The organism is Fodinibius sp. SL11 (assembly GCF_052060035.1).
Taxonomy (GTDB): domain Bacteria; phylum Bacteroidota; class Rhodothermia; order Balneolales; family Balneolaceae; genus Fodinibius.
This window is the reverse complement of the sequence record NZ_JBPOEA010000002.1, coordinates 205,922-230,573: the sequence shown is the minus strand read 5'-3', so window position 1 is coordinate 230,573 and position 24,652 is coordinate 205,922. Positions and strand designations below refer to the sequence as shown.

General features: G+C 43.6%; 22 protein-coding genes and 1 other RNA gene. 17 read left to right on the top strand and 6 right to left on the bottom strand.

Features of this window, described 5'->3' with window-relative positions; translation table 11 throughout:
• Positions 1–38 precede the first annotated feature (38 nt).
• Genes ACQ76V_RS04145 through ACQ76V_RS04135 form a run of 3 tightly spaced genes read left to right on the top strand, consistent with a single transcriptional unit; the run spans position 39 to position 2,423 of the window.
• The gene (locus ACQ76V_RS04145) at positions 39–503 is read left to right on the top strand and encodes an NfeD family protein (RefSeq protein WP_440999215.1); all 465 of its coding nucleotides are present in this window, start codon (positions 39–41) and stop codon (positions 501–503) included.
• Positions 504–537: 34 nt separating this feature from the next.
• Positions 538–1,482, top strand: a complete 945-nt coding sequence (locus ACQ76V_RS04140; protein WP_440999214.1) for an SPFH domain-containing protein — start codon at positions 538–540, stop codon at positions 1,480–1,482.
• The gene (locus ACQ76V_RS04135; RefSeq protein WP_440999213.1) at positions 1,479–2,423 is read left to right on the top strand and encodes an SPFH domain-containing protein; all 945 of its coding nucleotides are present in this window, start codon (positions 1,479–1,481) and stop codon (positions 2,421–2,423) included. Before ACQ76V_RS04140 ends, ACQ76V_RS04135 begins: the two co-directional genes overlap by 4 nt.
• 107 nt (positions 2,424–2,530) lie before the next feature.
• On the opposite strand, the gene ACQ76V_RS04130 is transcribed toward ACQ76V_RS04135, so the two are convergent.
• The gene (locus tag ACQ76V_RS04130; protein WP_440999212.1) at positions 2,531–3,565 is read right to left on the bottom strand and encodes a TIGR00341 family protein; all 1,035 of its coding nucleotides are present in this window, start codon (positions 3,563–3,565) and stop codon (positions 2,531–2,533) included.
• 149 nt (positions 3,566–3,714) lie between these two features.
• Here ACQ76V_RS04130 and ACQ76V_RS04125 point away from each other — a divergent pair, with 149 nt between their 5' ends.
• From ACQ76V_RS04125 to ACQ76V_RS04110, 4 genes are all read left to right on the top strand, one after another.
• Entirely contained in the window at positions 3,715–3,894 is a 180-nt protein-coding gene (locus tag ACQ76V_RS04125) for a hypothetical protein (RefSeq protein WP_440999211.1), read from the top strand.
• 9 nt (positions 3,895–3,903) lie between these two features.
• Positions 3,904–4,116, top strand: a complete 213-nt coding sequence (locus tag ACQ76V_RS04120; protein WP_440999475.1) for a nuclear transport factor 2 family protein — start codon at positions 3,904–3,906, stop codon at positions 4,114–4,116.
• Between the two features lie 96 nt (positions 4,117–4,212).
• On the top strand, positions 4,213–5,211 hold the full coding sequence (locus ACQ76V_RS04115; RefSeq protein ID WP_440999210.1) for a DUF1028 domain-containing protein: 999 nt from the start codon (positions 4,213–4,215) through the stop codon (positions 5,209–5,211).
• A gap of 124 nt (positions 5,212–5,335) precedes the next feature.
• A complete protein-coding gene (locus ACQ76V_RS04110) occupies positions 5,336–6,523 on the top strand; it encodes an FG-GAP repeat domain-containing protein (RefSeq protein ID WP_440999209.1) in 1,188 nt (395 codons plus the stop codon).
• A gap of 50 nt (positions 6,524–6,573) precedes the next feature.
• Here the strand turns inward: ACQ76V_RS04110 and ssrA are convergent.
• Positions 6,574–6,940, bottom strand: a transfer-messenger RNA (tmRNA) gene (ssrA, locus tag ACQ76V_RS04105).
• A 209-nt stretch (positions 6,941–7,149) separates the two neighbouring features.
• On the opposite strand from ssrA, the gene ACQ76V_RS04100 reads away from it, so the two are divergent.
• Entirely contained in the window at positions 7,150–7,635 is a 486-nt protein-coding gene (locus tag ACQ76V_RS04100) for a hypothetical protein (RefSeq protein WP_440999208.1), read from the top strand.
• Between the two features lie 7 nt (positions 7,636–7,642).
• On the opposite strand, the gene ACQ76V_RS04095 is transcribed toward ACQ76V_RS04100, so the two are convergent.
• Entirely contained in the window at positions 7,643–10,231 is a 2,589-nt protein-coding gene (locus ACQ76V_RS04095) for a bifunctional aspartate kinase/diaminopimelate decarboxylase (RefSeq protein ID WP_440999207.1), read from the bottom strand.
• Positions 10,232–10,407: 176 nt separating this feature from the next.
• Here ACQ76V_RS04095 and ACQ76V_RS04090 point away from each other — a divergent pair, with 176 nt between their 5' ends.
• From ACQ76V_RS04090 to ACQ76V_RS04060, 7 genes are all read left to right on the top strand, one after another.
• Positions 10,408–12,666: a TonB-dependent receptor gene (locus ACQ76V_RS04090; RefSeq protein WP_440999206.1), complete on the top strand. Its 2,259-nt coding sequence runs from the start codon at positions 10,408–10,410 to the stop codon at positions 12,664–12,666.
• Between the two features lie 2 nt (positions 12,667–12,668).
• A complete protein-coding gene (locus tag ACQ76V_RS04085) occupies positions 12,669–13,550 on the top strand; it encodes a DUF4249 family protein (protein WP_440999205.1) in 882 nt (293 codons plus the stop codon).
• A gap of 11 nt (positions 13,551–13,561) precedes the next feature.
• Positions 13,562–14,242: a DUF4159 domain-containing protein gene (locus ACQ76V_RS04080; protein WP_440999204.1), complete on the top strand. Its 681-nt coding sequence runs from the start codon at positions 13,562–13,564 to the stop codon at positions 14,240–14,242.
• 128 nt (positions 14,243–14,370) lie between these two features.
• Positions 14,371–14,814: a ribose 5-phosphate isomerase B gene (gene rpiB, locus ACQ76V_RS04075; RefSeq protein WP_440999203.1), complete on the top strand. Its 444-nt coding sequence runs from the start codon at positions 14,371–14,373 to the stop codon at positions 14,812–14,814.
• 5 nt (positions 14,815–14,819) lie between these two features.
• Positions 14,820–16,118: a serine hydroxymethyltransferase gene (gene glyA, locus ACQ76V_RS04070; protein ID WP_440999202.1), complete on the top strand. Its 1,299-nt coding sequence runs from the start codon at positions 14,820–14,822 to the stop codon at positions 16,116–16,118.
• A 16-nt stretch (positions 16,119–16,134) separates the two neighbouring features.
• Positions 16,135–16,977, top strand: a complete 843-nt coding sequence (gene tatC / locus ACQ76V_RS04065; RefSeq protein ID WP_440999201.1) for a twin-arginine translocase subunit TatC — start codon at positions 16,135–16,137, stop codon at positions 16,975–16,977.
• Positions 16,978–17,096: 119 nt separating this feature from the next.
• A complete protein-coding gene (locus ACQ76V_RS04060; protein ID WP_440999200.1) occupies positions 17,097–17,663 on the top strand; it encodes an FKBP-type peptidyl-prolyl cis-trans isomerase in 567 nt (188 codons plus the stop codon).
• 9 nt (positions 17,664–17,672) lie between these two features.
• Here the strand turns inward: ACQ76V_RS04060 and alr are convergent, their stop codons facing one another.
• Together alr and ACQ76V_RS04050 are read right to left on the bottom strand one after the other, a co-directional pair.
• The gene (gene alr, locus ACQ76V_RS04055; RefSeq protein ID WP_440999199.1) at positions 17,673–18,737 is read right to left on the bottom strand and encodes an alanine racemase; all 1,065 of its coding nucleotides are present in this window, start codon (positions 18,735–18,737) and stop codon (positions 17,673–17,675) included.
• Between the two features lie 14 nt (positions 18,738–18,751).
• Positions 18,752–20,350 (bottom strand): phytoene desaturase family protein, encoded by a 1,599-nt coding sequence (locus tag ACQ76V_RS04050; RefSeq protein WP_440999198.1) that lies wholly within the window; start codon positions 20,348–20,350, stop codon positions 18,752–18,754.
• Positions 20,351–20,458: 108 nt separating this feature from the next.
• Between ACQ76V_RS04050 and sppA the strand changes: the two genes are divergently transcribed.
• A complete protein-coding gene (gene sppA, locus ACQ76V_RS04045) occupies positions 20,459–22,249 on the top strand; it encodes a signal peptide peptidase SppA (RefSeq protein WP_440999197.1) in 1,791 nt (596 codons plus the stop codon).
• Positions 22,250–22,255: 6 nt separating this feature from the next.
• Positions 22,256–23,110 (top strand): MBL fold metallo-hydrolase, encoded by an 855-nt coding sequence (locus ACQ76V_RS04040; RefSeq protein WP_440999196.1) that lies wholly within the window; start codon positions 22,256–22,258, stop codon positions 23,108–23,110.
• Between the two features lie 9 nt (positions 23,111–23,119).
• On the opposite strand, the gene rho is transcribed toward ACQ76V_RS04040, so the two are convergent.
• Complete coding sequence (gene rho / locus ACQ76V_RS04035) at positions 23,120–24,592, bottom strand: transcription termination factor Rho (protein ID WP_440999195.1); 1,473 nt, start codon at positions 24,590–24,592, stop codon at positions 23,120–23,122.
• Between the last annotated feature and the right edge of the window lie 60 nt (positions 24,593–24,652).

Below are 24,652 nucleotides of genomic sequence, written 5' to 3'. Positions count from 1 at the left end.
CTATACTGAAATAAATATTAACAGAGAACTTTTTGGGGATGGACGCCGAAACACTCACCACCATTTTCTTTATCGGGGGCATCATACTGATGATCATCGAAACTTTAATTCCCGGCGGTGTATCTTTTTTTCTGGGCGTAAGTGGAATTTTTGTTGGCGCATTGCGTTGGTTTGGAATATTAGAAGATCCCGCCACCTCAGTCATAACTTGGCTTTTTACATCGGTCGCGCTCATCCTGGCTATGCGTCCCCTGCTGATGAAATATTGGGGTGGAGAAAGCAGCTACAAGTTGGCCAATGAAGATGTGGAAGCGATGGACCAAGTGGTGGATGTCGTAGAACCGGTAAATCCCAATGACAATTCCGGACGTATTCGTTTTCAGGGGATCTCATGGCAAGCCCGTACACTTGAAGGCGAAATACCGGCAGGTACCAAAGCAAAAATTCGCTACCGGGATAATGTTACCTGGATTGTTGAACCCCTCGACGAATTTGAAGAATAGTTCATTATAACCTACCAACATAACTCTTACCATCATGTGGACGACCATACTCATTATCATAGCCTTGGGCGTCTTCATCTTTACAAAAGTTTTTATCATCGTAGAGATGCGAGAAGAAGTCATCCAAGAGCGACTCGGAAAATACATAAAAACCTTAAAACCGGGCCTTCATTTTTTAATTCCCTTTGTGGATCGCCCTGCTTACAGCCAAGAAATGCGTGAACAGGTTATTGATGTTCCCAGCCAGACCTGTATTACTAAAGATAATATTGAAGTGGAAGTTGACGGTTTGGTATATGTAAAAGTCATGGATGCCTATAAAGCCAGCTACGGAATAGGCAATTATAAACTGGCCGCCATTAATCTGGCCCAAACCACCATGCGTAGCGAAATCGGTAAAATTACGCTGGACGATACTTTTTCAGAGCGCGAGCAGATGAATGAAAACATCGTGCGTGAGATTGATAAGGCCTCTGATCCCTGGGGTATAAAAGTACTACGGTATGAAATAAGAAATATTCGCCCTTCTGATAATCTCATCAACACTCTTGAAAAACAGATGGAAGCAGAACGTGACAAGCGGGCAGAAATAACACGATCGACCGGTACCCGCGACTATAAAATTAATGAGTCGCAGGGAGAACGGCAGGAAGCCATTCTTCTTTCGGAAGCTCAACGCCAAAAACGGATCAACGAAGCCAAAGGAAAAGCCAAGGAAATTGAGCTCATTGCCAAAGCCACCTCAAAAGGCATAAAGCGCGTATCCAAAGCCATTGCCAAACCGGGTGGAGATCTGGCTGTAAAAACAAAACTTATCGAACAGTTTATTGACCAATTAGGTAATGTAATTGAGCATTCCAATGTATCCGTCTTGCCAACAGAAACCGCAAACCTAAAAACCTTCTTTGAAGGCGTCGGCAAAGTAAGTGACGGCACACAAGCTACTTCATCTAAAACCGCACCAGGGGGACAACAATGATAGAACTCATCAGTCAAGGAGTACTCGGACTTTTAAGCATATATATCCTTTTCAAATTCATCCAGTCGATTCAACTGGTTCCAACTCAACGAGCTTATATTGTTGAGCGACTCGGTAACTATCACAAAACACTCGGACCTGGCTTCCATGCCCTTGTGCCCTTCTTTGACAAGGTCAAGTACAAGCAGGATCTGCGGGAAGAAACCATTGAAGTAGAACCCCAGGAATGCTTTACCAAAGATAATGTAAAAGTTGAGGTTGACGGTGTTATTTACTTGGCCGTTATAGATCCGGTTAACGCCAGCTATGGGATTACAGACTATCGTTTTGCTGCCGTGCAGTTGGCCCAGACCACTACACGATCAATAATTGGTACTATGGATCTCGACGATACCTTTGAAGATCGGGCCATCATCAACAAAGAAGTAGTGAATGTACTTAGCGAAATGGAAAAAGCCTGGGGGATAAGGGTACTGCGATATGAGATCAAAAATATTTACACCCCTAAAACCATCCAAAATGCAATGGAACGTCAGATGACGGCGGAGCGTGAACGACGCGCAACCATTGCAAAATCGGAAGGAATCATGCAATCGACCATTAACGACGCCGAAGGAGAAAAGGAAGAGATCATAAACAAGTCGGAAGGGGAAATGCAGCGACAGATTAACGAAGCCGAAGGTGTAGCTCAAGAAATTGAATCTATTGCCGAAGCTACAGCTATTTCGATAGAAGAGATTGCGGATGCGTTGTCCCAGAATAAAGGAAAAGAAGCTATGCAGATGCGTCTGGCCGAGCAGTATATCAGTCAACTTTCCAAGTTAGCCAGTGATAAAAATGATGTCATCATCCCCAAAGACGTAACAAATTACGATGCCATCATCAGTGGGTTGTCGCTGGATAAGATCTCAATTGTCCCGGAAGACGAAAACCAGAAATAATCAACAATCAATTTCCACTTTTTCTTTTGTTCACCATTCAAAAGCCCAGCTTAAACGCCTAAACTAAAATGGATTACCTCTTGATTGGCGATTTTATTCCTGATCAGTTAAAGGGGATTAACAAACAAATTCCAATACCAAATAATTATTGCAAGAATTGCTAACAGGGCTATCCAAATTCCAATCGCAATACGGGTAGCCTTTTTTGCTTTTTCTACCTCCCACCAGCTGCGGGGCTGTATGCCCTGTACTAAAAACGTCAGTATCCCGGCCAGGTTAATACAAATGAGGTTTGTGGTCGTAAGAATTATCGAACCTATAGCCAAATTCATATATCCTGCACCAAGTAATAAGCCCACATTTACCAACGGGGGAAGCAAAGCTACCGCCACCATTACTCCGACAATTGCAGCAGGGACCCCACGAGTAAAAGCAAGAACACCCGCACTTCCCGCAGCCAGTGCAATGGTAATATCCCCCCAATTTACATTGGTCTTATTGATGAGCTGCTGCGATTCCAGGTCAACGTGCATCACCAATCCCATCACAAAAGCCAGTGCAAACGATGCCAGTAATCCTGCGATATTCGTTTTGAGTGACTTCCACCCCAAATCCAGATCACCGAGAGTCACAGATAACGCCATTGATACGTTGGGGCCCAAGAGTGGAGCAATAACCATCGAGCCAATGATTACAGCCACATCATCACGAACAAGCCCCACCCCTGCAACAAGCGTTGATAAAAATACTAATCCAATAAAAACGGTATTGAGTTCACTCCCACTTGCAACATCCGCATAAAGCTCCTCACGACTTATCCGAGCGGTAAATTTCTTTTCCTGTTCATCCTTCTCCTCTTGGGAATCTTCTTCATCTTCCTCCTCCGCTTCTTCTTTTGGTTGCGGCAGCGTGGCCTGTACCTCTAAGAGCATAATTCGAAACCCTTCGATATGCGAAAACTTTTCAGTCAACGCATCAGTCAGGGCTTCCGTGCGATTGGCATCTACCAATATCCGAAGTATTGAGCATCCATCCTCCAAATTATCAGACCATACGCCTAAAACCTCTTCCTCTTCAACAAAAGTGCGTGCTTCTTTTGCCGTCTCAGGTGGAGCAATAAGCTCCAGCATACGATAATTCATTTATAAAGTTTTTTTGATGATTTCTTACAGGGTACAAAGGAATTCGAAAAGTAAAAAATGAATCCCGACAACCTTAATAAATAAATTACGTATTCTTAATATTATAATGATTGACCACTTCATTTGAATGCATAATCCAATATTTATTTATGAATGCTGAGCAAGAAGTTAAAAGAGCAATAGAACATTATTTTGAGACCATGGATATCCAAGATCTGGAGGCCATGGAAAAGCTTATCCCTGAAACAAACTCAACAGTGCACATTGGTACTGACCAAGGTGAAATTTGGAAAGGCTGGCAAGTGCTCAGGGATGCTACAAAGGGTTAGTTTGAAGGACTGGAATATTACAAAGCTGATATCTATGATTTAACGGTAAATGTGGCGGAATCCGGAACCATTGCTTGGTATTTTCACAAACTCGATGCTAAAATTAAATCCCGCGATACCGTTACTACGTTTACCGGGGCCCGTTTTACCGGCGTTATGCAAAAGAAAGATAGCAAATGGGTAATGGCACAAACCCACCTCTCGCTTCCAGCCAATCAATAAACGAACTTAGAGTACACATTTTTTTCTTCGTTCTGTATTTGCAGTTTCCAAACCTGATGTTAACTTATTTATGACTACTAACTTAACAGTATAATTATGAAACGCTTTTTGCTTACCACTTTGGTATTTGTAACGTTCTGTACATCCCAGAGTTTTTCTCAACACGTATATAATCAGGATGAACCCCTGTCTCACACTTTTTCGATTGTGGCCCGGGACAGCGTGACCGGTGACCTTGGAGTAGCCGTGCAGTCGCACTGGTTTTCGGTAGGGAGTTCGGTGACATGGGCCGAAGCAGGGGTTGGGGCCATAGCAACACAATCGCTAACCAATGTTAGTTTTGGACCGCGCGGACTCGATCTGCTCAAACAGGGTTACACCGCACAAGAAACCTTGGATTCTCTTATTGCAAGTGATGAAGGACGCGCATATCGACAAGTAGCCATTATCGACTCCAAAGGACGGGTAGCGGCCTATACCGGGGACAAATGTATCGCTGCAGCGGGACATATTACCGGAAATCAGTATTCCGTACAATCTAATATGATGCTCAATGGCGACGTGTGGCCGGCGATGTCAAAAGCTTATTCAAATGCAGATGGAACGCTGGCCGAGCGTATGGTAGCAGCACTGGAAGCTGCACAAAAGGCAGGTGGCGATATTCGGGGTCAGCAGTCGGCAGCATTACTGGTCGTGCGCGGTGAATCGACCGGTAAAGTTTGGCAGGATCGTAAAATTGATCTCCGTGTTGAAGATGATTCGCAGGCAGTCAATGAAATTGCTCGATTGTTAAAAGTAAAACAAGCTTATGATCATATGAATGCCGGCGATATTGCAATAGAACAAGGTGATGTCGACAAGGCACTGACTGAGTATGGAGAAGCCCGCGATATGTTTCCCAACAATATGGAAATGACCTACTGGACGGCCGTGTCGATGGCCAATGCGGATCGCATCGAGCAATCACTACCATTATTTCGGCAGGTATTTCGTGAAGACACAAACTGGGTTACCTTGACTAAACGCATCACAAAAAACGGTATGCTTTCAGTATCCGACAGCAAGCTGGAACAAATACTTAATGCACACAAATAAAACAGTACAGCCGAAACAAGATCGTCTCAGAAAGTTTTTTAAATATTCTCTTTTTAGCTGAAACCTTTTTAGTGTTTTACAGCTATAAACTTTAAGGTATATAATTAACTTAACCTGACATTCTATGAGAGCTCTGAGACGCCCGGAACGGTATTTGTTCCCCTGTTTAATATTGCTATTTCTAATTGTATCCTGCCGGTCGCAAGGCATCGACGACGAGGATACCAACGGTGTTAATGAAGTTCTTTCCTTTGAACATGTCACCGTTGACTCCAACAACCCACCCAATCCGTACTGCAAAACAGTTGGTGATATCAATGGAGATAATTATCCAGATATTCTGGCCGCCAGCGCTTCCGGCGATACGACCGGTCTTTTTTGGTATGAATATCCAGCGTGGACCAAGTATAAAATTGCCGGCGGATCATTTACCACCGACATGCAGGTGGGTGACATCGACAATGACGGTGATTATGATGCTATCATCCCCAGGGGAACCAGTACCGGCTCAACGGTATGGTGGTATGAAAATCCCCGCCCCGGCACTTCGCCTGGAAGTGAGTTGTGGACCGGACATAAAATTGCTGATGCCGGTGCTCATGATCTGGAGGTCGCCGATTTAAATAAGGATGGCAAATTAGACGTAGTTGTGCGATTGGGAGACGTTTCGGTTTTATTGCAGCAATCCCCGGATTCCTGGCTTAAAATTCCATTGGATGCCGGAGCACGCAGCGGACTGGCCCTGGTAGATCTCGACAAAGATAATCGAACGGATATCGTATTGGATGGATACTGGCTGCAGGCTCCTCAAAATTTCTCGCAAGATAATTGGCAGAAGTATACCTTTGCCAGTTCGTGGGAAGGCATAGATGTAGGGGTAACTCCGGCCGATTTAAATAATGACGGACGAATGGACATCATCCTCGCTCCGGCCGAAAGCAAAGGATCTTTAAAATGGTATGAGCTGATCGGCGATCCCACAAATCCTGCTGACTGGACCGAGCATTTGGTTGACTCCAACATATCCTATGTTCATACATTTAAAGTGGCGGATATGGATTTAGATGGAAATCTGGATATTGTAATTGCCGAAATGCACCAGTCCGAAAAACAACGCGTAATGATCTATTTGAATCAAGGAGGAGCAACGAGCTGGAAGTCCCAGGTAATTGCCACAACCGGATCTCATAATATCAGGGTTGCAGATATCGACGATGATGGAGATCTGGATATTGTGGGCGCCAATTGGAACAATGACTCTCCTACCGGTGGAGCTATTGAGCTTTGGAGAAACCAACTCCGAGAAAACTAAGCAAAAATAAAAAAAGCCAAACCACAAAAAAGGGTTTGGCTTAATTTTTATTGTGGAGGTGCGGGGAATCGAACCCCGGTCCGAAATGGTATATCGTTCAAGCATCTACATGCTTAGTTGCCGTTTAGAGTTCGCCTGAAGCATCGCCCGGCAACAGGCAACTTCAGACTAGACTGCTAAAGTTTTACGCAAGTTCGACAGTCAACGAAACCTACGCTATCCTGTCATAGTCGGCGCTCCATTCAGCACTGACAGGCAAGAAGCTGAAGGAACGGCTAAGCTGCGTTACGCAGCTAAGCTATAAGAATAGTTGTTGTCAACTACATTTAATTGCATGATGATGATTTACGAGGTCATCGCTCAAACTCGGCATGCAGCCTGCGATTTTACTCACTCCGTCGAATCCATTACACCCCCAATACGTTAAAGAACAAATTGTGTACAGAACGCTTTATGTGTTTCTCACGTTCTAATGTTACAACAATTTAAAACGCACTAAAATTCAAAGTATTTTACACCAAAGTCAATGAAATAAGACTATATTTATTTTCCATTGATTTCTACCATAACGTTCGATAACCTAATTTTGCAAAGGGTAACTTGATCAACCTTCTTCAGAAGTTATTATGAATAAGCAACTTCTTCTTATTCTGCCAATTCTTATCCTCTCGGTTGGTTGTATCACCAATAATGAAGATCCCGGGACTACTCCTCCCATAATGGATGTCAGTATTAGCTATGTTAATGAAGAAGGCGAAGATTTATTAAAAAAGGATTATTTTCCGTTTTATAACATCTATTATCTGCAAAAAAATGACGAGACTGGAGAGTTTGAACCTGTAGAGACGGCCAAAAATCAACATTCTTTTTATGTAGATGAGGGGACCAATCGTTATGCTCTCCGTGTGTTTCCCAATCGAGAATTTATCGATGGAATATCCATAACATTAATCGAAGATCATCGCGATAATTTTGATACGCTTCGGGTAAAGGGATACAACGAGGGTCGCGGTTCTATTGCCGAGCGTATCTGGTACAATGGTAAGCTGGTTTGGGAAACAGCTCCCAATCCGCCAAGACGCTATTTTACAATCATCAAACCCAGTTTATAACAAGCTTTTACCTGATTACTTTTTCGTCGGCCGGCTGACGTAAGTTGTAATTTGAGCTCATTACTTTTCCGTATGCACCAGCATTTGCAATCAAAATAACATCGCCTTCCTCAGAGTTGGGAAACAATCGATCAATCCCCAGCTTATCACCGGACTCACAAATAGGTCCAACAATATTAACGGTTTGATTAGAAGGATGATCCAACTTTGAAAGATTTACAATGGTATGTCGCGCGCCGTAAAGTGCCGGCCTGATAAACGAATTCATACCTGTTTCGATGCCTACATACTGCATCTCTCCCTTCCCTTTCAGTTGGGTCACTTTGCTCAACAATACTCCGGCCGTTGCTACTAAAAAGCGCCCCGGTTCTACCCACAAATCATACTGGGGATGAGCCTCTTTAAATTTCTGCAGTGATTTATCAACCTCTCCAATATCCAGATTGGCCTGAGTTTCATTTTCTTGAATCCCAAAACCGCCCCCCAGATCAAGTATCTCAACCCCACCCAACTGTTCGGCTACATTATGCAAAATTACAGCCGTATCTTTCCACGACTGGGGATCTTTGATACCGCTCCCAATATGGGCATGTAATCCTTTTACGGAAATCTCATGATCTTTAACTAATTCTTTAAGTTCGTCAAGCTCAAAGCGAGGTATCCCAAACTTTGATTGCACACCGCCCGTTTTCACGTGCTCATGATGGCCACCGCCATGACCGGGATCGATCCGTAAAAACAGCTCTTCTCCCTTAAACAGCTTTGGCCATTTTTGCAATGGGTAAATATTATCAAGCGTCACATTAACACCCAGCTTCAGCCCCTCTTCGTACTCCGACCGGGGAGCAAAATTGGGGGTGAACAATATTTTTTTAGGATCCATATCGGGAAACAGGTCAAAAATTTTCCGCACCTCACCAATCGATACGCATTCAAAGCCAAAACCCAATGATTCGAAGGTTTTTAAAATATCGTCATTAGCATTGGCCTTCATCGCATACAAGCCAAATGATACCGCATCCAAATTCTGTATAAGGCCGGCATATCGTTTAACGGTGTCTATATCGTACACATAAGAAGAACCGTTGTCCTTCATAACCTTGAGCAGTTGCTCACGTTTTTTGCCCCACCAAGGTTCTCCGTTCTCTTCTACTTCATCTTCCTCTTTCATCAACTGCGACCATGTGGGACCAAACGAATGCTGTTTGCCTGACTGTAGAATGACCTGTTCATGCAGTTGACGCACCAACCGATCAGCCTGCTCACCTTCCACTACAAACGTAAAATTCAAGTCATTAGCAGCCTGACTTACCAAATATACCTGGTGCTCCTGAAAAACCTCGAAGGCCGATCCAAGCTGATGCAAGATAGTACGAATACGACGCCCTAAAAGACTTACCGCTGATACCGATTCGATAACCTCTACCTTGCAAAAGTTTCCCAAATCCTCCACAAATTCCTCCCGAATATCCTGGAAATGCTCATTTAAACCCGGATCAAGTGAAACCGTAACGTTTGATTGCGAAGTAGACACCAGATCGATCGATAGCCCATAATGCTTAAAAACTTCAAAAGCATCTGCCAAGAAACCCACCTCTTGCCACATACCCAGCGACTCCATACTTACTAAAATCACATCATCTCGAACAGCAATCGCTTTTACTATGGCTTCATCATCAGAACCCTCAGACGAAATAACGGTCCCGGTCAACTCCGGCTTTAACGTACATCGTACATGGATGGGAATACCATGCTTTCGAGCAGGCATGATACTTCGCGGGTGTAAGACGTGTGCCCCATTGGTGGCAATCTCCTGAGCCTCTTCATAACTGAGATGATTCAATAACCTTGCCGACGGCACAGCATGCGGATTCGCCGAAAACATCCCCGGCACATCAGTCCAAATCTCCAATCGTTCTGCTCCGATTTTGGCAGCAAAATAGGCTGCCGAAACGTCCGATCCGCCTCGTCCCAAAATGACCGTTTTATCTTCCGAATCACTTCCAATAAATCCTTGTGTCACAACAACGGGACCAGCTTTGTCCAAGGCATCAGCAACTGTTGCATCATAATCCGTAGTGCTTACGGCAGAAATAATGCGCGAACGTTCGGTAGCATTTTTTCGGACCACTGTTTTAATATGATTTCTCGCGTCAACCCATTCTGCTGTATCTAATTTTTGATTCAGATAGGCCGCACCAAGTTTGGTCGCCATCAGTTCTCCCATTGCCAAGAGGCGCGCCTGAACCCGGTAACTCGCTTCACCAATCAGTTCTATTCCCTTTACAATATGTTCCAACTCCTCAAAATCTTCAGCAAGCAACTCTTTGGCAGCAACCCCCAGTTTTTGACCTAACTCAAGGTGTTGCTCTTTAATCCGTTCAACCTTTGGGAATAGATTATTATCTGATGGGTGCTCAACAATTTCTTCAAGCGTATTTGAAATTCCGCTTAGGGCAGAATGCACCAGGCATACTTTATACCCTTCATTTTGGCGCTTCTGGACTTCCGATGCGATCTTTTGCCAGTTTTCCGGAGACGATACACTGCTGCCCCCAAATTTTAATACAATCCAATTTGAACGTTCGCTGCTCATATTCTATTAATACTAACTGAAATTCTTATTTGGAATCATTTTTATAACAGCCGTAAAGATAATAATCTCTGAATCCGATTTTTGAAAAATTCAGCAACTAATTTTTCGGACAAACTTTTAATTCTCTTACCTTGCAAAACGTTAACTGCGACTATAAAACAATAACTATTCAAGGCGTGAAAAAACTTATCGCAGTGCTGATCTTATTTCTTTCGGCACAACTTTCTTATGGGCAGCAATCGGCCTCTATCAACGGTTATATTACTGATGTAGAAACCGGAGAAACACTTATTTCAGCCAATATAGCCATAAAAGACAGTCGAAAAGGCACCTCTTCAAATACTTCTGGATATTTTTCTCTAACCAATATTGAAGCCGGAACGTATACCATTGTTGCAACTTATGTGGGATATCAACGGTACGAACAAGAAATTTCTTTGGAGCCGGGGCAAAACCTACGCCTTGATATCGAACTCAATCCTGAGGGCTTCCAACTCGATGAAGTAGTTGTTGAATCGGAGCGAGAAAAAGAAGAACAGCGTAATATCGGGATTGCACAAATGCAGACAAAGCTTATCAATGACTTGCCCTCTGTTCTTCAATCTGATGTCTTTCGATCGCTTCAGTTATTGCCGGGAGTAAAAGCGGCTTCTGATTTTTCCAGTGGACTCTATATTCGCGGAGGTAGCCCCGATCAAACACTAATTCTACTCGATCGAACCACTGTTTACAATCCTTCTCACTTTTTTGGGTTCTTTTCTACCTTCAATCCTGATGCTGTTAAAGATGTACGCCTCTATAAAGGGGGATATCCGGCCAAATACGGAGGACGGCTGGGATCGGTCCTTACTATCTTTAATAAGGACGGTAATAGAAATGAATTTCAAGGATCAGTTTCGGTAGGACTACTCTCCTCTCGCGCCTCAATTGAAGGTCCATTCAAAAATGGCTCCTATATGTTAGCCGTACGCCGCTCTACCCTTGAACCGGCACTTGCTATATTGCAAAGTACTACGGATAACATCCCCAAGAGTTTTTACTTTCTGGATCTCAACGGCAAAGTTAATTATGATGCCAATGACAATAATAAAATTTCGCTGGCTTTCTATAGTGGAGTCGATAACCTCAACTTCCCCTTTGCCACCGATGCAAGCATTGACCTTAACTATGGGAATCAGACGCTTAGCTCAACCTGGACCCACATTTTCTCTGACAAGGTATTCGCTAACTTTACCGCAACCGGATCACGATATTTTAATTACCCTTCCATAAATCTTGCTACAACGCCCATCGATCGTTCTAACAATATTTATGATTTTTCGCTGAAAGGTGATATTGAATACCTGCCCAACAATAATCATGAAATCTCCACCGGCTTTTGGGTTGGTAATTTGACCTTAAAACTACAAGACAGCTTCGACGGGGAAGACACATTCAGTTCACGGATACAAACGCAGTACGGGTCATGGTATATCCAGGACAAGTGGAACATTACGGATAAATGGCTTGCGACCCCCGGATTACGAATAGCTGGATTCAGCGAAGGACAATATTTCAGGCTGGAGCCACGCATGTCGCTGGAATATCGTGCCACTGACCGTATTCGACTGCAAGGAGCTTACGGACGATATAATCAGTTTCTAACCCTCATATCCAACGAAGCTTTTACGGGTTTTGATGTCTGGCTGACTACTGATGTCGGAGTCCCCCCTGCCTATGGCAATCAATATGTGATAGGAGCCAAAACGATTCCCTGGGAAGGACACGGATTTGATGTAGAACTCTACTATCGCTCAATGAATGATCTGTTTGAACTTGATCCTTTCATCTCGGATCAGGCCGGACTGCCTTATAAGGAAATTTTTCGTTTTGGTGAGGGCTATGCCTATGGCGCGGAACTCTATTTTGAACGTCAGGTAGGCCGTATAACAGGTTTTGCCGGTTATACCTTTGGCGTCACTCGACGTAAATTTCCCAATTTTAACGATCCTATTTCAAATCAGGGTACAGCCCGATATTATCCGCCTAAATACGATCGCATTCATGATTTCAATATTGTTTTACAATACGATCTTAGCAAACGTTGGTCTACAACCGTGAGCTTCAATTATGCCACCGGCCAAGCCTATACAAAACCGTTGGGACGTACCAGAGCTTTCGATGTGCCAACCTCCGGTCTTAGCTTTGACCAACTGATTGTAGGTCGCGTCAATGCATCACGGTTGCCCGACTACAACCGGCTCGATATCAGTTTTAGTCGCAAAGGCACTTTCTTTGGGATGGGCGAAGCAGAATGGCAATTCCAAGTTATAAATGCCTATTCTCGTCGCAACGTCTGGTTTTATAATTATGACCTGGATGAAAATCCCGCAAAGCGTGAAGCGGTAACACTGCTTCCTGTTTTACCAACTATTTCATACACCATAGATTTTTAACCATGAAAAAACTCATTACAATATTATCGTTCTTGGTTGTACTGGCGGGCTGTGACCTCTACGAGCAGGATGAATACCAAGAATACTATGTCGTAGAATCTTATTTGGTAGCAAACGGAAGCCTGCAGCAGGTTCGCCTTTCTACGACGAATCCCATCGACGAAACCTACCGATTTGAGGATAATACCGTATCCGGTGCCGAAGTTGAAATCCAGCGTCTAAATCCTGACAGTTCTGTTGCGGCACGGTATCAATATCAGCAGCAGCAACCGGGCATTTACACCCCAGCCAATAACGTAACCATCCAGGCCGAACAACTATACCGGCTGTTTATTACCACTCAAGATGGGGAAGAAATCACTTCCATAACCTATGTCCCGGGAAACTTTCAGGTCGTTAATGAACTGGAACCCACCTACGTATACCAAAGCAAAAAGCAAGTTGAGCTTACGACAACCCCAAGCTCATATATTACTGATCGGCAAACCTATTTTGTTTTTACTATTAATTCATTAGAGTCAAGTCCCGATAATTTAACGCCCTTTTACGCTGATCAAGTGGATGATGACGAGACCGATATCGAGGAGTTTTACGTCAACTCATCGGGTATCGTCAATGAGGGAAATTTTGAACGTAATTCGGATGGCACTATTTCTTTGCGATTACCTTGGTTGGGAGTTGCCTTTTACGGTTCTAATAATATTATAGTAAATGCCATCGATGATAATTTCTACGACTTTCTCCGATCACATGACACGCAATCAGGGGGCACTACCTTATCGCCCGGTGAAATTCAAAATATCCGCTATAATGTAAACGGCGGTATTGGTATTTTTGGAAGTATGGCCAGCGACTCTAATACTACTTATATTGCTCGACCGTAAAATATATCCCCATGGTTTCAAACATTCTGAAATATATACTGTTAGTCACTCTAATAGTCGGTTTTAGCTGTCCAACAACAGCGCAGGATTCTGATTCTTTCAATTTAGCTCGCATCCAATATCGAGGGGGCGGTGACTGGTATAACGATCCATCCGCTTTACAGAATCTGGCTGAATTTGCTCAACAACAGGTTCCCATCGCTATAAATGCAGAATATGATGATATCGAAATCGGCAGCCCTGATCTTTTTAATTATCCCTTTGCCTTTTTAACCGGTCACGGTACCATCAGCCTGAACCAGGCCGAAGCCCAAAACTTGCGAAGCTATTTACAAAACGGGGGGTTTCTTTACGTGGACGATGATTACGGACTGGATGAACATTTTAGAAATATGATAAAAAAAGTCTTTCCGGATGAAGCACTAATCGAACTTCCTTTTGATCATCCCATTTATCATCAAGTGTTCGAATTCCCTGATGGATTACCCAAAATTCATGAACACGATGGTAAACCGCCCCGGGGATTTGGGATATTTCTGGATGGTCGATTGGCCGTATTTTATACCTATGAAACAAATTTGGGAGATGGTTGGGCGAATCCCGATATACATAACGACCCGGCCGCAGTTAGAGAAAAAGCGCTTCAAATGGGTACAAATATCCTTATCTATGCGCTAACCAGCGGGCGATAAAATCATGCCCCTTTCATGCTTTTATCATTCAGCTAAGAAAGCATATATATTACATCCGGTCACCTTTTTAATAAGGCGTAATTTACGGATATTTAACCAACCCTTAACTCAAGCAAATTTATGCAATTATGATTATTCCAATAGCCAGCGACCATGCCGGTTTTGAGGCCAAAGAAAAAGTAAAAGCTTGGCTCGAAGAAATGGGGCACATGCCTGTTGATTTTGGTACTCACTCCGACGAATCTGTTGACTATCCCGATTTTGCTGTTCAGGTAGCCGAAAAAGTAAATAACGGTGAGCACGAAAAGGGGATCCTTATTTGCGGAACCGGACAGGGAATGTGCATGACGGCAAATAAATATAAAAATGTTCGCGCCGCATTGGTGTATGATGATAATTCTGCTAAAATGACCCGACAGCATAACAACGCGAATATATTATGCCTGCCCGGGAGACAACTGAGTACAGAAAAATTAAAAAAGATTGTCGAAGTTTGGCTCAATACTGATTTTGATGGCGGCCGACACGAACGACGCGTAAAAAAAATTCATGATTTAACTGATAAAAATTAATGGGTATGCAATCTCTATCTGAACAAGATTCTGATATATTTCAACTTTTAGCTGAAGAAAAAGAACGCCAAAATGATAATTTAGAACTCATTGCATCCGAAAATTTTGCTTCACGAGCGGTTATGGAAGCAATGGGCTCAACGTTGACAAACAAGTACGCCGAGGGATTACCCGGCAAGCGATATTACGGTGGCTGCGAAGTCGTTGACAAAGTTGAGGAATTAGCCCGTGAACGAGCCAAAAAACTTTTTGGAGCCTCTTGGGTAAACGTCCAACCTCACTCAGGTGCGCAGGCAAATGCTGCGGTCTATCTAACTTTTATGGAGCCCGGCGAAACGCTATTGGGCCTGGACCTTTCGCACGGTGGCCACTTAACGCACGGTTCTCCCGTCAACTTCTCGGGGATCTTGTATAATTCGGAATTTTATGGCGTTGATAAAGAAACGGGACGTATCGATCTGGATGAAGTCCGTAAAAAAGCCAAAGAGATTCAACCGAAGCTTATCTCTATTGGTGCCTCAGCGTATCCACGGGATTTAAACTACAAAACATTTCGTGAAATCGCTGATGAAGTTGGAGCGTATTTATGGATGGATATGGCTCACACAGCCGGACTTATTGCTGCTGGCTTGCTAAACAATCCCCTGCCCCACTGCCATGTTGTAACTACAACAACTCATAAAACATTACGCGGTCCTCGCGGGGGAATGATCTTGCTTGGAGAAGATGGAGAAAATACTCTGGGAGTAACCGCTCGTAAATCCGGACGAACAAAAAACTGGAGCGAAATTCTTGATTCCGGCGTATTTCCCGGTACGCAAGGCGGGCCGCTCATGCATGTGATTGCCTCAAAAGCCGTATCCTTTAAGGAAGCATTGCAGGACGATTTTAAGTCATACCAGAAGAAGGTACAAGCAAATGCCCAAGCAATGGGCAATGCTTTTATGGAGATGGGGTACAACCTCGTAAGTAATGGCACGGATAATCATCTCATCCTTATCGATTTACGCAATAAGGGATTGACCGGCAAAGTTGCCGAAGAAGCGTTGGAAAAAGCCAACATCACCCTCAACAAAAACATGGTGCCCTTCGATACCGAAAGCCCGTTTGTCACCTCAGGTATTCGCATTGGGTCACCGGCCATGACTACCCGGGGATTGGGGACCGACGAGTTTAAAACAATTGCTAAACTTATCGATAAAGTACTGCAAGATCCGAAAAACGAATCTGTAATAACTGAAGTAAGAGGACAAGTTTCGGAACTCTGCGACAACTTTCCACTCTACGACTTTGTAACTGCTTAGGAATCCCGACACATATATGACCGAAGAGCGCCAAATAATGACCGAGGATCTACCCGAAGCAAAAAAACCTAAAGATCGGACCGCCAACATGTCGTTCCTTGACCATCTTGAGGAGTTGCGCTGGCGGCTCATAAAAGGCCTTGCCGGCATTGCAGTGGGCATGGTCATCGCTTTTTTCTTTGGGGATTTTCTCGTTTCGGATGTTATGCTTGGGCCAACCCAATCTGATTTTCTGGTCTACAAAATTCTGGGGATTGATGCGATCGATCTCACTATTCAAAGCCGAAAATTACCCGGCCAATTTTTTACTTACTGGGGCACGCTCATTGTTTTTGGTGGTATTCTGGGATCTCCTATCCTGTTTTACCAATTATGGTCGTTTATAGAACCGGCCATGGAACAATCAGAAAAATGGAAATCAATCGGCCATAGTGCCTTTATCACCTTCTTTTTTCTGTTGGGCGTCGCATTCGGATACTTTATTCTCGTCCCTTTTGCGCTACAATTCTTCAGTCAGTTCCAAATATCCGATGCTATCCATAACGACTTTGATATCAATGAGTATTTCAGCTCCCTGACCCTGTGGATATTATCATGCGGTATAATATTTCAACTGCCGGTATTAAGCTATTTCTTTTCCAAATTTGGTCTGCTAACCCCCGATTTTCTAAAACAGTACCGACGTCATGCCATTATTTCCTGCTTTGTCCTGTCAGCCTTTTTAACCCCGCCCGATCCCGTATCGCAAGTACTTATTGCTATTCCATTAGTATTACTTTTCCAGCTTTCTATCTGGATTAGTGGATTGGGGGTTCGCAAACGCAACAAAGAGCTGGAACAAGCGTTTAGTGATGGATAAGTGTTGGAAATTCCGTTTTCCTGTGCACTGTAAATACGTTACCTTTAACGCTATTAAAATAAGCGTAGATAGCATATAACTACCTCAAATAGAAACAGATTTCAATTATTTACAAGTCAATGCAATTTTTTAAAAAATCACCTTTTCTGCTATTTGCACTACTCATTTTTTCAGCACTTCTTATTCAGAGCTGTAATGATAATAGTACTAATCGCCCCACAGGACCGGATTACAGTTTTGTACCCGAACCATATAATTTGTCAGAAGCAGATACCACCTATACCAAAGAAGGCGGGGTAGAAATTTATATTATCGAAGAGGGGGTTTGCCCCGGTGGAATCGAAGAATATTGCACTGTTCAACCGGTTGATCAAATTGGTGTGAAGTACACCGGACGAATTTTTGACGATGGAACAGGAGGAGGTGAAATCTTTGAAAGTACATTTGCTGATAGTTCTACCAGTTCCGCAATTATCACAAACTTAACTCCCAATTCCACACAACAGCAAGCCGCACAAATAGAAGGATTTCGTCGCGGCCTGTTGGGCATGAAACAAGGCGAAAAAAGAGTCATCATTGTACCACCTTCTTTAGGATACAATGACAGCCGACCAGGAGTAAATGGCATTGACCTTAGAGATAAAACGATTCGCTACGACGTGGAATTGACAGGCATTCAACAATAATTCTTATCGTTATAAAATATATTCTCTTGGGATTTTTGGATTGATGCTCGTCAATATCTCATAGGGTATGGTATCAATTTTTGATGCCCAGTCCCAGGCATTGCTTCCCGAATAAAGTAGTTGAACCGAGGTATCAGGTTTGTACTCATCCTCTCCCAGAAAGACCATACTGTAGTTCATAGTAATATTGCCTACCAACGGATACCTTTCCCCGTTGATCCGCACCGTAAGTTCTTCTGATAAACTTCGTTTTAGCCCGTCATCATATCCAACGGGAATAATTCCTAAATACCCATCCTCCGGGGCCTGCCAGGTAGCTCCATAACTTACGGTACTTTGTTCAGTGATGGGCTTTACTTGTACCAGTTTTGACTTCCACTGCAATATCGGAGCAATATCTTTTATCTCCGTAGTTCCAGGTGCATATCCATAAAGCCCTATTCCCAAACGAACCATGTTAAACTGCTCGCTTGAATAAAAAGCGGTTGCACCCGTATTGGCAATATGTGCAGATAATTTTTGAGGGAACTGCTCTCTAATCATTTTAAACAAACGATGTTGCTCAGCAACAAAATCAGAGCCCGGACTATCTGCCGTAGCAAAGTGGCTGTATAACCCGGTACAAAATATATTTTCATTCTGCTTTACCAATGATAATACTCGTTCGGCTTCATCAGGAGCAAACCCCAACCGTCCCATGCCGGTATCAAAATTAAGATGATATGAACTGCCATTGGGAAGCCAGTCAAAATGTTCTTTAGCGCTGACGGTAGCCGTTAAATTATGCATCCTGTAATGCGAAGCCATCGATTTCTGAGGTACTTCAAAAACAAGCACAGGCTTCGTAATACCTTGCTTGCGTAATTCGATTCCCTCGTGAATATCATTCACAGCAAACGCCTCCACCAGCGGTTCCAACGTACCCGCAACCTCCACGGCCCCATGACCATACGCATCGGCCTTTACCACCGACATGATGCGGGTATTTTTATCTAAATGAGAGCGTAATGTTTGTAAGTTTTGCTTCAGCTTGTCAAGATGAACTTCAACTATTGAATTCGATTTCTGAATCATACAAAAACGTACTCTTATGAATTAAACCAGGATTTCTTTTTATCTTTTAATATTACATTTGCGGCATTATAACCCGCTGCACCAAAAACGCCCCCTCCCGGGTGACACGATGCCGATGATAAATATAAGTTCTCAATAGGAGTTTTATATTCGCTCATCTCTGGAATCGGACGGAACATAAACATCTGATCAAAGCTCATCTCCACGTGCATCACATTACCACGCAACAGTCCATGCTTTCGTTCAATATCCAGCGGCGACTGTATATACCAATCAATGAGCTTATTTTCCATATTCGGAGCATAGCGCGTTACCACATCATAAATTTTTTGGGCTTCCCGTTCCCTGATATCATCCCATTGAAGACCATCTTGTAATTCGTACGGATGCCACTGTGCCCACGCAAAAAGGGTATGCCCCCCACTTGGAGCTACATCAGGATCTATTTGTGAAAACGTCATCGCCAACACAGCAGGATCAGTCGGCGGTTTTTTCTGAAGATAATCGCCGATAGCATCGTTCATATACTGCACTGAAGGAGCCAACAGCTGCATTCCATTATGGATATAGGGATCATCGGGAGAAGCCGTATAGCGAGGCAGCTCCTCCACTGCACAGCGGATTACCATTCCAAAACCGTTACCTACATTGATATTCTCCACCTTTTCGTAAGTAGCAGCGGGGAGGTGATCACGCCCCACTAATTTCATCATCGTCGTTTGCACGTGTGCATTCGAAATAACCGTGTCTGCCCGATACTCTTCTCCTTCCGTTCGAACACCCAGTGCTTTTCCATCTTCAACAATAATATTTTCAACGGGTGACCCGGTAATAATTTCCCCACCATGCTCTTCAATAAATCGAGCCATCGCCTGCGTGAGCATACCGCTTCCACCCCGCGGATGCTTGGCTCCACTCTGGTGTAACATCGCCTGCCAACCGGCAAAATCGCCCGTAGCAGGATGATCGGGCGTTGGTCCGGACTGTGCCGCAAACCACATCAAAGCCGCCTTCATATGCGGATTTTCAAACGCATCATCAACCACCTTCCCATAACTGCTTAGGATTTTCTGGAGGCCGCCCAGCTGCTTTCCCTTTTCAAACATACCTCCATCCCGCATCTGCCCTTTTATGAGTTCGGTAATAATATTCTTTCCACTGGGCGGTACCATAAATGCTTTCAAAACACCCTTATTGATACGTCCCCAAAATTCTACAAAATCACGGTAATTCTCTACATCCTCCGGCGCTACTTTAGCAATAGATTCCAAGGTACGTTCCAGATCCTTAAAAAAGTGGATCACCCCTTTCCCGTGAGGAACCGGGTACGACATGATGGGATCCATTTCTATATAATCCAGTCCATACTTCTCCAACTCAAGCTCCTCCAAAATTCCGGTCTGGTGAATCATAATATGCACAGATGACCCAACATCCATCCGAAAACCTTTCGGATATTTCCCAGACTTGAACATCGTCTCGGTGCTTACCGCACCTCCCAGTTGATCCTGACGTTCCAGTACTTTAACAGAATAGCCTTCTTTGGCCAAATAACAGCCTGTAACCAAGCCATTATGACCTGAACCTATAATGATAACATCTTGTTTAGACATTGTTTATAACACTCAGTTTTGATAACATACTTCAAAATTTGACGTACAGGATTAGCTAACAATTCATTACTGCAATTAATTCTGAAATAACATACTTGGTTTAATTATATGAACTTTTTTAAAACACTTATTGCTGCTACACTGGGTACTCTTATCGCACTGCTCCTGATTTTCTTTGTTGCTATCATCACGATTTCATCAAGTTCTCAGCAGCCGGAACCTTATATCCAGAGTAATTCCGTCCTTAAAATTTCTCTTAGTGGAATGTTACCCAGCCAGGATTTTCAAAACCCACTGGATGAACTTTTAAATCAGTCAAACAATGATAAGGTCTCCCTGGAAACATTGAAAGAAAATCTGGCCAAAGCTCAAACCCACGACAATGTAAAAGGCATTTGGCTTGAAATCGATTTTATGACCGAAAGCTGGGCCAATCTTCAGGAGGCGCACCGACTAATTAGCGCTTTTCGTGACAGCTCTGATAAGTTCATATATGCCAGCACCAACGATCTCGGCTACAACGAGAAAGGGTATTATTTAGCGACGGCAACAGACGCTGTTTTTGCCCCGCCGGAATCGTTTTTTGAATTTGATGGATTTTTCAGCCAGGTAACATTCTTCGATGGAATGTTTGAAAAGCTGGGAGTCGATGCCGAAGTCATCCGTCATGGAAAATATAAAGGAGCTGTTGAACCCTTTTTCAGAAAAGATCTATCCGATGAAAACGAATACCAGCTAACACAAATATTAAATCAAACTAATACTACCTTTTTAGATGCAGTTAGTGCCAAAACCGGTCATTCTGCTGATGAACTAAATGCACTGCTAAACAGTCAGCCTAACCTAACGACGCAATTTGGCTTTGAAAACAACCTCATCGACTCTCTACTTTATCAGGATGAGTTGGTTGCTCATATGAAAAACAGAATTGGTCTCGATGAAAGTGCTTCTATTAAAACCGTAAACTTTAACCGCTATTCTAAAGTCTCCCAATCCTCAGCCGGACTTTCAACTCCATCAGCTTCGGATAAAATTGCAGTTGTATATGCCAATGGGCCTATCATGCCGAACATGAATACCGATTCGCCATTTAACAATCAGCAACAAATTACGGTTGATTTCATTGAAGAGCAGCTCGAAGAGATCCGCGAAGATGATAACGTCAAAGCTTTAGTACTGCGAATCAACAGCCCCGGCGGTTCCGGCAGTACGTCCGATGCAATCTGGCGCATGCTGCAAGAAACCAAAAAGGATATCCCCGTTGTTGTTTCTATGGGCGGTGTTGCGGCTTCAGGTGGCTATTATATAGCGATGGCCGGTGACTCGATCGTTGCAGAACCGACTACCATTACCGGATCCATTGGTGTATTCGGCACAAAATTTAATGCCAAACAACTAATGAATGAGAAGCTGGGTATCACCTTTGATGAAGTTAAAACCCACGAACATGCCGACTGGCTATTGCCTACAAGAAAATTCACCGCATCCGAAGAGAAAGCCTTCCAGCAGTATATCGACAACTTCTATCAGACCTTTATCACCAAAGCTGCAAACAATCGGGGAATGGACGTTGATCAGATGGACGAACTTGCCCAGGGGCGCGTCTGGGTTGGCGCTGATGCCCATGAAAATGGACTGGTGGATGAGCTGGGCGGCCTCGAAAAAGCACTGAGCCTGGCCGCAGAAAAAGCCGAAATTAGCAATTACAAAATTGACAGATTCCCCAAACCAAAATCGTTCTATGAGCTGTTTATGGGATCTGCTGCTACCCAGGCCAAAGCCTTATTACCCAGCAGCTGGTTCTTTACAGAAAAGATACAAAAAGTCGATCAACAGATGTCGATTCTTAAGCGCCGTGATGCGTTAACTCTATTCCCATACGACATAAACATTCAATAGCATTCTATGGATATTGGTTCCCTTACTGTTGAGATATTAAGCGAAGGGCACTTTGAGCTCTTTCGTGACGGGCATATTAATAGAACTCCGAGAACCGCACATGCTACTTCAACACCGAAAGATCCCGGCAATAGCAACTCTGTTATGGCTGGGATCAACCCGGTTTTAGTTCAATCGGACGAACACAATATTTTACTTGATACCGGCCTCGGCTGGGGATTGGATGCAGGCAGCCATAACATAGATGTTTCCAATGTATGCACCAACCTACAGATCTTCGGATTACAGCCCGAGGATATCACTCACGTAATTCTAACACACCTGCATTACGATCACGCCGCTGGCTCATCGTTTACAGATGCAGACGCCAAAACCCAGCCCACATTTCCTAATGCTACTTATTACGTGCATCAAAAAGAGTGGGACTTTGCCCTTGACCAAATTAACAGAGATCAACTCTCCTACAGCGAACGCTACCGTTTAGATGAATTTTACCGATTGGTCAGTAATAATCAAATCACCTTTTTATCGGGCGATATTACGGAGATTATAAATGGCATTACGGTCGTAAGAACAGGCGGACATACGCCGGGACACCAAATCGTCATTATCGAAAGTGATGGAGAGAAAGCCTACTACATGGGCGATTTGCTGCCTACGGAGTATCAGCTTAATGAGTATGTTATGGAAAAGGCAGACATCTATCCTCTTGAAGCCAAGAAAAAGAAAGTGCAACTTCTGAAGCAAGCCTGTAACGAAAAAGCGCTTTTACTTTTCTATCACTCCGGAAATGGACAAGCAGGTCACCTATTCAGAGATAACGATAAAAAATATGTATTGGCTAAACAGCTTCCTTTGTAGAAGCTCGTACTATTTGTTCATGGACAGCAAGAACTCCTCGTTGTTTTCGGTCCCCTTCATCTTATCGAGCACAAACTCCATGGCTTCAAAACTATTCATGCGATTCAGATAGCGCCGCAATAGCACCACTTTTTCATGTTCTGATTCCGGCACAATAAGCTCTTCGCGCCGCGTACCGCTTTTAAAGATATCCATGGCGGGATAAATTCTACGCTCTGACAGGTTCCGATCCAGCTCAATCTCCATATTACCGGTCCCTTTAAACTCTTCGAAGATAAGATCATCCATCCGTGAACCCGTTTGAACAAGTGCCGTGGCAAGAATGGATAAACTACCACCATTTTCAATATTACGAGCTGAACTGAACAACTGTCGGGGTGCTTTTAGCGCTTCCGAATCTATTCCGCCAGACATTGTACGTCCCGATGATGGCTGACAAATATTATAAGCTCGTGCCAATCGGGTAATGGAGTCCATTAGAATTAATACATCGTGCCCACTTTCAACAAGGCGTTTACTCTTCTCAAAAACAATTTCTGAAAGCCCAATGTGGTTTTCTGGTCGTTCATCAAATGTAGAAGCCACTACTTCTGCATCCTCAACGTTGCGCTCCATTTCGGTAACCTCTTCCGGACGCTCGTCAATCAACAGGATAATAATCTTCGTTTCCGGATTATTTTTATTGACGGCATTCGCAATATTGCGCAGAATTGTTGTTTTACCTGTTTTGGGCTGTGCTACAATAAGCCCGCGCTGTCCCTTTCCTATTGGAGAAAACAGATCTAACACACGCGTAGTATATTCGGTTGGGTTATGCTCCAGCTTCAATCGTTCTTCGGGATAAATCGGCATCAGATCCTCAAAGTCCTCACGGTTATCCATATCATGAGGAATTTTCCCATTCACGCCATCCACCCGCAACAGCGCAAAATATCGCTCCCCTACTTTGGGCGGACGAATAATCCCAATCACACAATCACCTTGCTTAAGCCGAAAACGCTTTATTTGAGAAGGTGACACATATATATCATCGGGGCTGGCCTTGTAGTTATAATTCACCGATCGCAGGAAGCCATATCCATCCGGTAAAATTTCCAGCGTCCCCTCCTGTATCAAATACGGACCCAATTCGGGTTGAATTTCAGCTAAGCGTTCATCAAGGGTTGGAGCATCCGACTCCGGAAGGATATCGTGGACGCTTTTTTTCTTCTTTTTCTTACCCCTATTATTATCGGAATGCTCGGAATTATTACTACTATTATTTTTTGATGGGCGATCATTCGCATCGGTATCCAACTCTCCTCGAGCTCTTGCTTTGTCGCGCACTGATTGTGTTATACGATTAATCAATTCTTGCTTTCGCAAATTTGATACCGAACTTAATCCCTGTTCACGGGCTAAATAACGAAGTTCCTTTACTGTTTTTTCCTGAAGAGTATCTATTTCTTCAAGAGAAACTCCATCGGTTTGGTAATCCGACATAATCTTCTTCTATCTATTTTAAATATGAAATTGGGTTACGATGAATAAAATGGTCCTATA